General features: G+C 67.5%; 8 protein-coding genes and 3 pseudogenes. 5 read left to right on the plus strand and 6 right to left on the minus strand.

Annotated features, from left to right (window positions below):
• Window positions 1-51 precede the first annotated feature (51 nt).
• Genes ACFYMP_RS26560 through ACFYMP_RS26575 form a run of 4 tightly spaced genes read right to left on the minus strand, consistent with a single transcriptional unit; the run spans window position 52 to window position 4,584 of the window.
• Complete coding sequence (locus ACFYMP_RS26560) at window positions 52-1,392, minus strand: type III PLP-dependent enzyme (RefSeq protein ID WP_388862212.1); 1,341 nt, start codon at window positions 1,390-1,392, stop codon at window positions 52-54.
• Window positions 1,389-2,888: a class I adenylate-forming enzyme family protein gene (locus ACFYMP_RS26565; RefSeq protein WP_388862214.1), complete on the minus strand. Its 1,500-nt coding sequence runs from the start codon at window positions 2,886-2,888 to the stop codon at window positions 1,389-1,391. The genes ACFYMP_RS26560 and ACFYMP_RS26565 overlap by 4 nt, the downstream gene beginning before the upstream one ends.
• Entirely contained in the window at window positions 2,885-4,156 is a 1,272-nt protein-coding gene (locus ACFYMP_RS26570) for an acyl carrier protein (protein ID WP_388862216.1), read from the minus strand. The genes ACFYMP_RS26565 and ACFYMP_RS26570 overlap by 4 nt, the downstream gene beginning before the upstream one ends.
• 38 nt (window positions 4,157-4,194) lie before the next feature.
• On the minus strand, window positions 4,195-4,584 hold the full coding sequence (locus ACFYMP_RS26575; RefSeq protein WP_388862218.1) for an acyl carrier protein: 390 nt from the start codon (window positions 4,582-4,584) through the stop codon (window positions 4,195-4,197).
• Window positions 4,585-5,456: 872 nt separating this feature from the next.
• Here ACFYMP_RS26575 and ectA point away from each other — a divergent pair.
• From ectA to ACFYMP_RS26600, 5 genes and pseudogenes are all read left to right on the plus strand, one after another.
• A complete protein-coding gene (ectA, locus tag ACFYMP_RS26580) occupies window positions 5,457-6,029 on the plus strand; it encodes a diaminobutyrate acetyltransferase (protein WP_388862220.1) in 573 nt (190 codons plus the stop codon).
• A 5-nt stretch (window positions 6,030-6,034) separates the two neighbouring features.
• Window positions 6,035-6,817 carry an enoyl-CoA hydratase-related protein gene (locus ACFYMP_RS26585; protein ID WP_388862222.1) on the plus strand — a complete coding sequence of 261 codons (783 nt, stop codon included), beginning with the start codon at window positions 6,035-6,037 and terminating at the stop codon, window positions 6,815-6,817.
• Between the two features lie 19 nt (window positions 6,818-6,836).
• Complete coding sequence (locus tag ACFYMP_RS26590) at window positions 6,837-7,337, plus strand: hypothetical protein (RefSeq protein WP_388862224.1); 501 nt, start codon at window positions 6,837-6,839, stop codon at window positions 7,335-7,337.
• Window positions 7,338-7,395: 58 nt separating this feature from the next.
• Window positions 7,396-7,719: pseudogene (locus ACFYMP_RS26595) on the plus strand (DUF4291 family protein); the annotation flags it as partial.
• Window positions 7,720-7,900: 181 nt separating this feature from the next.
• Window positions 7,901-9,181 (plus strand): MFS transporter, encoded by a 1,281-nt coding sequence (locus ACFYMP_RS26600; RefSeq protein ID WP_388862226.1) that lies wholly within the window; start codon window positions 7,901-7,903, stop codon window positions 9,179-9,181.
• A 170-nt stretch (window positions 9,182-9,351) separates the two neighbouring features.
• Here ACFYMP_RS26600 and ACFYMP_RS26605 read toward each other — a convergent pair.
• Window positions 9,352-9,672, minus strand: a pseudogene (locus tag ACFYMP_RS26605) (transposase); the annotation flags it as partial.
• Window positions 9,673-9,715: 43 nt separating this feature from the next.
• Window positions 9,716-10,526 (minus strand): annotated as a pseudogene (locus ACFYMP_RS26610) (IS5 family transposase).
• Window positions 10,527-10,578: the final 52 nt, after the last annotated feature.

Raw genomic sequence — 10,578 nt, forward strand, 5'->3', positions numbered from 1 at the left:
GCGGTTCTCCTGTTTGTAAGAAGGGGGGCGGGCGGTGGGTTGGTGAGGAGGTCAGGCGGCGCGCCGGGTGAAGACCAGCCGGTCGCTGCGCAGCACACGGCCCCCGTCGGTGACGACCTCTAGCGGTGCGGGGTGGCCGAGGAAGAGCACGAGGCTGGCGTGCAGCCCATAAGCGCCGGTATTCGGCACGGCGAGCAGATCGCCCGGAACGACTGCGGGCAGCGGGTGGGCGCGTGCCCAGGTGTCGAGCGGGGTGCAGAGCGGGCCGCAGATCATCGCGGGCGCAGGCTGCTGCGTCTCCTGCGTCTCGTTGTTGGCCTCGGTGTTCGGCGTCTGGGACGCAACGGCATGGGTGGCGGGTGGGCTGACGACGTCTGGGTGGAGGGGCGGTACGCGGCGTAATCCGGCCATGCCACCCAGGTGGTTGATGCCGGTGTCGAGTACGACGATCCGCTGCCCGTGGGACTGCTTGACGTCCAGTACTCGGGTGAGCAGCTGGCCGCAGGTGCCCGTGAGGTAGCGGCCCGATTCGAAGGCGACGGCGGGCGCACCCTGCCGCCAGCCGGGCAGCGCCTCGTCGAGGGCACTGGCCAGGCTTTGGGGCAGCCCGGGGTAGGTGGGCAGGTCACCGGCGCGTGCGTACGGCGCGCCGAAGCCACCGCCCAGGTCGATGGTGCGCAGCGGGACGCCCAGCACCTCGCGCAGGGTGCGGGCCACCGTGATGGCCTCGCTGAAGGATCCGGCCAGGGCCTCCTCGTCGGCAATGTTGGTGGCCAGGTAGAGGTGGAGGCCGTCGATGCGGGCGTGGTCTCCGCCGGTGAAGCGCTCGGGAGCGGCGGTGATCTCTTCTGCGTCGGCGCCGAAGGCCGAGGGGTCGCCAGTCATCCGCAGGCCGGCGCCGCGGCTGCCGCCGCCGGGGTTGACGCGTAGTAGGTAGGTGACGCGGACTCCGTGTCCGGCGGCTGCGGTGTCCAACTGGCGTATTGCATGGGTGGAGTCGACTGCGAAGGTGCGCACGCCGGCCTTGAGCGCGGCGTCTACGTCCTCGTCGCGTTTGCCGGGACCGGTGTAGAGGATGTCGTGGGCCGGTACGCCCGCATCCAGTGCGGCGTCCAGTTCTCCGGGCGAGCTGACCTCTGCCCGGCAGCCGAGCTGGTGCAGCGTCGCCACCACGGCCGGGTGCGGGTTGGCTTTGAGTGAGTAGTACAGCTCACTCGGTTCCGGTAGCCACGACCGCAGCTGGGCGTGTGCAGCGCGTAGGAGGGCCAGGTCGTAGACGTACGCCGGTGTCGGTGTGGCGGCGGGGTCGAAGAGGGGGCCCGCCGTAAGGTCAGATACGGCGGGTGTTTGCTGTGCCGGGGTGTGCGTAGTGCGGGGTGCGGTGTCCGTCATGACCGTTCTCCTGTCAGCTGGTCGGCGAGCAGGGCCTTGGCCGTCTTGCCGTTCGCGTTGACCGGCAGCTCATCGACCGCGTGACAGACCGGCGGCACCTTGAAGTCCTCCAGGTGCTCGCGCAGCCTTGGCAGCACTGTGGTGGGGTCGGCTGTGCCCGTGACCACGAGAACTGCTTCGGAATGCTCGGCGTCGGGAGTCAGGACGGCGGCCGTGTCCACGTCGGGCAGCCTGCGAGCGGCGGCCTCGACCTCGATCGCGCTGACCCGGAAACCCTGCTGTTTGTAGATGTCGTCGCGGCGCCCGGCGAAGTACAGGCGGCCGGCTTCGTCTGTCCAGCCGTAGTCGCCGGTGTGTAGTTCGGGGAACAAGCCGTCGCGCCGGGGGAAGCGTGCGGCGGTCAGTTCGGGCCTGCGCCAGTAGCCGGCCATGACGTTGGGTCCGCGGACCACGATCTCCCCTACCTCGCCTACCGGGAGCCGCGTGCCCGTCTCGTCCACGACATAGACCTCGGTGCCCGTCAGCGGTAGCCCGCAGCTGCCAGGGCGTACGAGATCCTCGTCCGGCTCGGCGATGGTGAGCCTTTTGCACTCGGTCAGGCCGAACATGAGTTGGACCTGCAGCCCGGGCAGTACCTCGCGCAGCCCGTGGGGAATGTCGGCGGGCAGCGCGGCACCGGTATTGGTGAGCAGCCGCAGCGGCGGCCGTGTTCCGCTGCGCCGGCGCAGCAGCTGGAGCAACGCGCGCGATACGGGTGGCACGGCCGGCAGCACAGTTGCCCTGCTGCGCAGGAGGTTGGCAAGGAGCGCGGGGCCGGATTCGGTGGCTGAGCCGAGCCATATGTGGCTTCCCGCAAGCGCGGAGAGGAAGACCTGATAGAGCCCGTAGTCGAAGGAGAGCGGCAGGGGGCAGTAGACGACGTCCTCGGACCGGTAGTGCAGACGCTCCGCGATGGCATGGATGGCGAACATCATCTGCTCGTGGGTGGAGACCACTGCCTTGGGCATGGCGGTGGTGCCCGAGGTGTAGATCAGGCAGGCCGGGTCGACGGGCAGCGGCCCGGCGTCGTGCGCCGCCTGATTGTCCAAGTCCGCTTCGTCCGCGGCTGCAGTCAGCTCCTCGGGGGCTAGTACAGGGACGCCTGCTTCACGGACGGCGTCCCTCGTCGCTGCGGAGGCGGCGATCGCGAGGGCCGGTTCGCAGTCCCCCAGGACGTGCCGTAGAACGTCGCCGCGGACTTGGTCGTGCAGGACGGAGAAGACCACGCCGATGCGGGAAGCCCCGAAGAGCAAGGGCACCAGGGCGGGGCCGCTGTCGCTGGCGACCACCAGCCGGTCGCCGCGGCCGAGTCCGCGGGCGCGCAGGGCGGCTGCGTACCGTTTGGTGGCATGCATCAGCTCGGACCGGCTGAGGGTCTGGTCGGCGCAGGTGACCGCCGGGGCGTCGGGGGCGGCTGTCGGGGTGTCGAGAAGGTCGTGCAGCATGGTGGTGTTCACGGGCGGGTGGCCTCCGTCCGACTGGTGGTGCTCAGGACGAGGGCGACCAGTGCCTCGACATGGCGCAGGACTTGCGGCTCAAGGTCGCCGGGGGCGAACTCCACGCCGTAGGTGCCCTCCAGCCGTTCCACCATCTCCACCATCTGGAAGGACGCGAAGCCCTCCAGGTTGCTCAGGTCGTCGACGGCGGCCACCTGCGCAGTGGTGGCTCCGAGGATGCCGGCCACAATGTCCACCACCGTGGCACGCACCGGCGCGCGGTCATCTGTCATGGCGGTCTCTGTTCCTTCGGGGTCGTCCACTCCCGCTGCGGGCCCACTTGGGCCTCCGGCCCGGTGCGTGTCCAGGGCCGCCTGCGCGTCGGCGCGCAGCAGGTCGGCGAGGGTGGTGAAAATCTGCGGAGGTACGGGGCGGCCGCGCTGCACGCGGCGCATCGCCAGATAGGCCTGTGCGGCCAGGTCCTCCCACAGCGCCGCCTGCGTGGCGGCTGTTTCGGCAAGCGGTGTGCCGGGCGCGCGGTCGGCTGCCCACGCGGCGTGCAGACGACGCGACCGGTGGAGTAGCCAGGTCTCCAGCAGTAGGGCGGTGCATGCCTCATGCTGGTCGTCGTGGTCCTGGAAGGCAGCCGCGTAGGCCTGTGGTGCGTCGCCTTCCAGCAGGAGAGCGGCTTCCCTGGCGTTGGCCTCCGTGAGGTGCGCGACGGGGTGTTGTGCAGCCGGCCCCGGCCGCACGGTCACCTGCAGGGTGGTGGAACCGTCGAAGAGGGCTGCTGCGCCAGCGCGGTCGAAGGCGCACACCACCGGCTCGGCCCGGCCGTAGGGCGTCTCGTTGTCGTAGGCGTCGACGACCTCCACGGCGGTGCCGGCGTCCGCGGCGCGGAGCAACACGCTGTGGTCCATGTGCTGGTGCCGGTGGTACGGCAGCCACGGCATGTGGAAGGCGTCGCCGACCGCATAGAGAGCGGATCCGTCTTCCGGGAGCAGGGCGAGGAGCTCCTGGCCGTCGGAGACCGTCACGCCGGTTTCCATGACGAGTCCAAGCGTGTCGCCCATGATGCCGATCTGGTCGGCAGGCCGCTGCTCGACGGTGGGCAGCCTGCTGCCAGGAGGCGTGCGTGGTGCGAAACGCAGCCGGGCCCCCAGTGCGAGGTAGGTGCCCGCGCCGTGGGCGACGTCTGCGAGGACGGCGGCATTGACCTGGATGCAGTCCAGCGCGGCGGTGTCGATGCCTCGGATGGCCTCGGCAAGCGGATCGTTGGGGGGTTGCACACCGAGGGGTGACCCGGTGAGTGCGATCGCCGTGGCGTTCACGCGGCACGCTCCGTGGTCTCGGTCGCCACCAGCACGATGTTCACGAGGTCGCCGACCGTATAGACGACGGCGAGCTGCTCGTCGGGAATGGTCACGTCGAACTGCTCCTCGATGTCCTCCAGCACGTGCACGACGGCCATGGAGTCCATACGCAGGTCAGATTCGAGACGTGTTCCGGATGCCAGTTCGGTTGTGTCGGCCGGTGGCTGGCCGGCGTGGGCCTGTATGAGGGGTGCGAGGCGTTGCAGAACGTCCGTCGTGGTCATAGCGGGGTGAATCCTCCGTGCGGGGAAGGTGGGCGCCGACGCACGGCCTCGTCGGGCGTGCGGGCACACAAGTGGTGGGGAAAGAGGGGCGATGTCGGATGCCGGGGCAGTGTGAGGCATCGGCCGGCTGACGTCCGCAAGGCCGGAGGCGATCTGACGGCGCGAGAGCGCCGCCCAGCGTCAGGCTGCTGGGCACGCCATTCGGTCAGCCTGGACCGGGGTCACAAAGCGGGACGACGGTTCACCGACAGTGCGACGGCGAAGCTGTGTCCGGACAGCTCCGAGTGCTCAGAACAACATTCGCCAAAACCTGGCATCTGCGAGTAGGGCAGGATTTTTCAGCGGCTGCGGAACCGGCGCGGAGCGGTCGGCGAAGACACACATTCTTCATGGAAGGGGTCTCGTCCCAGTGAATGGTTTTGGACTGCCTGACAGATACAAGTGAGCAGAAGTACGGATAGCCACTGACTCGTTTTCCATGCGGGAAGTGAGCTTAATGGCTCAAAAGAAATAGCGGAATGATCTTCTTCGGGCCCCGCGTCGACGACCGGGCCCGTCAGCCCCGTCACCGTTCTTGGAAAGATCAATTACACAGAAGGTGCTGGTCGGGGCGATTCACTGGCTTCATGGAGGGGCCGGTAGGACTCTGAGAATCTCAGCACGTCCGTACAATCGATCTTCGGTCGCAGGGTAGAAAATGAGACTCGCGACCCTCCGATACCTCCGCCGGCGGCGGCGAAGGACAGCCATCGAAAATTAGGAGCGCGAGTGCTGGCGCGTAATGCGCAGCCTGTGCTAGACCTGTTCGGCACCGCTCGCTCCGGCGACCGGAGTGCACCCCCCGCGCAGCAGTTCCGCAGGTACTCATGGCCACATACAGAACCGCTAACTGCGCAGCACGGACCGATGCAGGGTTCGCGCGAAATCGCCGAGCGGGGAAACAATTCATCTGAACTTCACGAACGCTGCCGCACGAGAACGGAAACGCATTTATGGGCGACCTCGACGCCACCCAGGTCATTCTGCGAGCCCCACGCCTCGCAGATGCTCCGGCAGTCTGCCGAATGGTCCACGAATCGGACATTTTAGACAGTAATAGTCTCTACTACTACAACTTGTGGTTCCGCGACTTCGCCAACACCTCGGTCGTCGCCGTCGCGGACGACGACGAGCTCGTCGGCTTCGTCACCGCCTATGTCCGGCCTTCCCGCCCGGACACCCTCATGGCGTGGCAGTCGGCCGTCGAACCCCGCCGGAGCTTCCCAGGCCTCGCCGTGCGGATGATGCACGATCTCGCTGACCGCGCAGCCGGCCACGGCGCGACCTGCATCGAGACGACCGTCAACCCCGAGAACCGCGCCGTGGCACTGATGCTGCGCAAGTTCGCCCGCGAGCGCGGACTCGATGTCCAGACCGAGGTCCTCTTCAGCGCCGAGGACTTCCCCGACGACGCGCAGCACAGCCATCCCCCAGAGATCCTGTACCGAATGACCCCTACAGCTCCCCTCGCTTCTGCCGGACAATCCCGTCCTGACGTGGTCTCGTTCGTCGGGCTCCCGGAATGAGCGACATGGCAATCGACATCGCGGTCGAGGATGGGCTCGCCCTGCTCACAATCCACGGCAGCGGCGAGGGAAATGCCCTCGGCGGATCCTTCTGGGAGACGTTGCGAGTTTTCATGGACAAGGTTCGCGCGCGGACCGACATTAGCGCTGTCGCCCTGCGGGGCGCGGGCGACACCTTCTCCGTCGGTATGGACCTGCGCTGGTACGTCGTACGCCTGCGGCGTGCCCAGCGCTCGGGCGACGTGCAGTTCATGGACGACGACGTCCAACTCCTCCAGCAGACCGTGTCCGCTGTCGCGGCCTGCCCCAAGCCGGTGATTGCCCTCATCCACGGCGAGTGCACAGGTGCCGCTCTCGAACTCGTCAGTGCCTGCGACGTTCGCTACGCCACCGCCGGCGCCCGCTTCGCCCTGCCGGAGGCCGAGCTGGGCGTCGTCGCCGACCTCGGAGGTCTTCAGCGTCTCCCGCTCCTGGTGAACCAGGGGCACTTGCGCGAACTGGCTTTCACCGGCCGTAGCATCGACGCTGCCCGCGCCGAGCGCATCGGCCTGGTCAACGACATCTTCGCCACACCCGACGCCCTGCTCTGCGCTGCCCGCTCTTTGACCGACGAGCTCCGGCCCCACCCGCCGCACGTCATGGACGGCATCAAACGCACACTCGACGAAGCGCATCTGAGCGCCGTACGTCGAGGACTCGATCACGCCGCACGGTGGAACAGCACTCACACAGGCGCCGAAGAGCTCAAAGCCTCTATGAGCGCCCGACTCGCCTCTGCTCGCACCTGAACTGGCCGACACTGCTCGTATGTATGCCGCCCGACCTGCCATGCACCGATCCAGCCACCGCCTCGACCTTCAGGAGGGCCTCATGCACCCCCCCGCACCGGTGCACCCCCGGCCGCGCCCCGCTGTGATCCGCGGCCTCGCAATCCGTTTCGCCCTCATCATCGGCGATCCGCGCCTCGCCTCCGCCCTGCTCACCTCCTGCGCGGACGACACGATCGAGGTGCGCTACCCCGAGGCACACATCACCTGCCGCCTGACACAACAGACTTCCTCAGTAGGCCTGTTGGGCATCTTTCACGTCACCCATCTCACCGCGGAAGGAGACGTCGAAGAGCGCCACGACTGGGACCTCGTCTTCGCAGGACCTACCGGATCGTCCGCGCAACGCGAAGCCGTACTCCAGGCCCTGCATGCCTTCCGCTGCGCGGCCAACGCCTCCCGACTACGGATCGCCACCCGCGTTGTCCGCAGCGAGCGCGCTGTCGCCGCGGGTCGCACCCGACTCCTCAGAGCTGCATGACCGGAGATCTCCGACTCGGCGAAATAGTCTATGCACGACGCGGACCTGAGCAGCGAAAGCCCACTACGAGCACGGGCTGCACCCCGACCGGGCCACCTGGAAACGCCAGCTCAAGCGAGCCCCGACCCGAGTGCAATGGGACCCCGAACGCGACCTGCACCTACAACCGCTTGCTCACCGCTCCTTGCAACTCGGCCTCGCCGGTGAAGCCGCTGAACGCTACGCGGAGGACTGGATCGTCTCGATCAGCGACGTCACCACGCTCGCGCACACGATCCATGCCCACGTCAGGGACGGAGCTCTGGACGCCGCCCATCAACTGCTACCTGCAGAACGTCCCTACCCGGCGAGCGACAGGCTTCTGGCCCATCTGCGGGGTTGAGCCGTCTCCGGCAACCCGATACCGCCACCCCTCGTTCCGGCGCCGCCCGTCTGGCAACTCACGACAATCCAATACGTGATGCCATCAGTAGCTCTGAGATGCGTCTGGTGATGTCTTGATCACGAGGTGGTGGTTGGTCCGAGTCACTACGCTGAGCGCTTTCACACCTCGGGAGGTTCGGTTGGTACGGCGGAGCACGCTCGGGCAGGACTTCCGGCAGTTGTGGGGCGCCTACGCGGTCAGCGCAGCGGGCAGTGCCGTCGGCATGGGGGCATTGCCGTTGATTGCCCTGCTGGTCCTGGACTCCTCTGCGTTCCAGGTCTCTCTACTCGCTGCGTTGTCTGCAGTGGCCAGTGGAGTGATCGCTCTGCCGCTCGGTGTGCGCATCGAGCACCAGTACAAGCGGCCCGTCATGATCACCGCCGACCTGGCCCGCTGTGTTCTGCTGGCGAGTGTTCCGGTCGCCGTGGCTTTCGGCAGGCTCACCTACACCCAGCTGTGTGTCGTCGGCGTTCTTCACACAGCGGCGTCTGTCGCGTTCGACGCGGCGAGTGGCGCGCATCTGAAGGCACTTGTCCTGCCCGAGCACCGCCTTCGTGCCAACAGCCTGTTCGAGACAACCAACTGGATCAGCGTCAGCGCCGGCCCGCCCGTCGGCGGGCTTCTCATCGGGGCACTGGGCACGGCTGCCACGATGGCGGTCGACGCCCTGTCCTTCCTCGGATCAGCCCTGGGTATCCGTCGCATCCGGCAGCCTGAACCCGCGCCACCGGCCCGCGCCGCCACCTCTCACCTGGGCCGCGACATCGCTGCCGGTTGGCAATACCTCCTGCGGCACCCAGGACTGCGGCCGCTGTTCTTCAACGCGCTGCTCTTTGGTGGATCCATCATGATGACGTCACCGCTGATGGCCGTCCTCATGCTGAATGACCTCGGCCTGGCATCGTGGCAGTACGGACTCGCCCTGGGACTGCCGTGCCTGGGCGGCGTGCTGGGCTCACGCTTGGCCTCGCTGCTCACTCGTCGATTTGGTCAGCGCCGCATTCTGTTGCTGTCTGGTGTCGCGCGCACGCTCTGGACGGTCCTGCTGCCACTGACGCCCTCCGGTGCCCTCGGCGTGTTCGTCATCGTGGCTGCCGACTTCGGCCTGCTCTTCTCCGCCGGAGTCTTCAACCCGTCCTTCACCACGTATCGCATGGCAGCCACACCGGACGCTTTCATGTCCCGCGTCGGCACATCCTGGTCCGTCGGCTCGAAGACGTGCCAGGCCACCTTCATGATCGCTGGTGGTCTCATCGTCGCCCCCTTGGGGGTGCGCGGTGCCCTGCTCATCGCTGGGCTGCTGTGTACGGCGAGCGCGCTGCTCCTGCCATGGCGGAAGGAACGCATCGCCACGGGGAATGTTCCGGCGCCCGCGACGGAAGCGGCTCCGTCGCCGGTGACGGATAGTCCCTCCGCATAGCGGTTTCGCCGGATTGCAGTGATACGGCTTTGCCGGTGGGAGGGTAGTACTCAGGGGCTGCGATCCGGGCCTGGTGGCCTCTCGGTGGGGCTGCTGACCGTCAGTGCCAGGAGGATTCAGTCGCGGTGGGCCTCGCGGGAGGCCGACTGTCCGCTCCTGCGGGAGCTGCGGCGGGTAATTCGCCTGGTCATCAGCGTGATCGCAGCCCAGGTGATGAGCGATTCCGAGTGCTGGATGAGCCGTTCGTAGTCGCGCGCGTGCCGACGGGCGTGCATGACCCAGGCGTGTGAGCGTTCGACGACCCAGCGTCGGGGCAGGACGACGAACCCGGGGACGTCTTTCGGGCGGCTGACGGTCTTGATCGTCAGGTTCAGGTAGGTCTTCGCCCAGGTCACGAGCTTGCCCGCGTAGGCGGAGTCGGTCCAGACGATCGTGATCTCGGGGTGAGTGAGGCGGAGGCGGAAGAGGATTTCCTTGGCCGATTCGCGGTCGCTGAGGGAGGCACGGCTGGCGGCGGTTGCGGCTCAGAAGTCATCACATTTGGCGAGCCCTGCGGTAGCAGATGAGGGTGCAGGCGATGCTGGTGAAGGCCAGGAAGTGGTCGGCCTTGCGTTCGTAGCGGCGGTGGGGTCGTCGGCAGCCGGCGAGCCAGGCCATGGTGCGTTCGATGGTCCAGCGGTGGCAGCCGAGTCGCTGTGAGGTCTCGATGCCTTTGCGGACGATGCGGTGCCGGCTGCCGCGCCTGGATAGCCATTGCCGTAGGTGACGGTAGTCGTAGCCCTTGTCGGCGTGGAGCTTGCCGGGCCGGCGTCGACGGAGGCCTCGGTGGGAGCGGATAGGCGGTATGGCCCTTCACGAGCGGGATCAGGGCTTGGCTGTCGTGGAGGTTGGCGCCGGAGATTGCGACGGATATGGGCAGACCGGTCCGTTCGGTGATCAGGTGGAACTTCGACCCGTACTTGCCCCGGTGGACAGGATTCGGACCTGTCAGGTCCCCCTTTTCAAGGCCCGCATGTTCACCGAGTCGATCGCGCACCTCGACCAGTCCAACTCGCCGCGGGCACCGAGTTCGTCTAGGACCAGGCGGTGGAGCCTGGCCCACACCCTGGCCTTCGACCACTCCGAGAACCGTCGGTGGGCGGTCGCTCCAGACGGGCCGAACGACGCCGAAGGCAGCTGCTGCCAGGTACAACCCGACGTGGCCACGAAGACGATCGCGGCCAGCACTTCCCGGTCACCGTGCCGACGCCGCCCACCACCCTGCGGCCGCGACGGCGCCTCCGGCACCACCCGCTGGAACAACTCACAACTCGTCCGGCACCAGCCGCTCAACGATCCCCACCATGACCCACAGAATACCGAGTCACCCAAATGAGATGACTTCTTAGCGTGGCCTC

Origin of the sequence: Streptomyces sp. NPDC007088, from assembly GCF_042869355.1 — a bacterium.
Classification (GTDB): Bacteria; Actinomycetota; Actinomycetes; order Streptomycetales; family Streptomycetaceae; genus Streptomyces.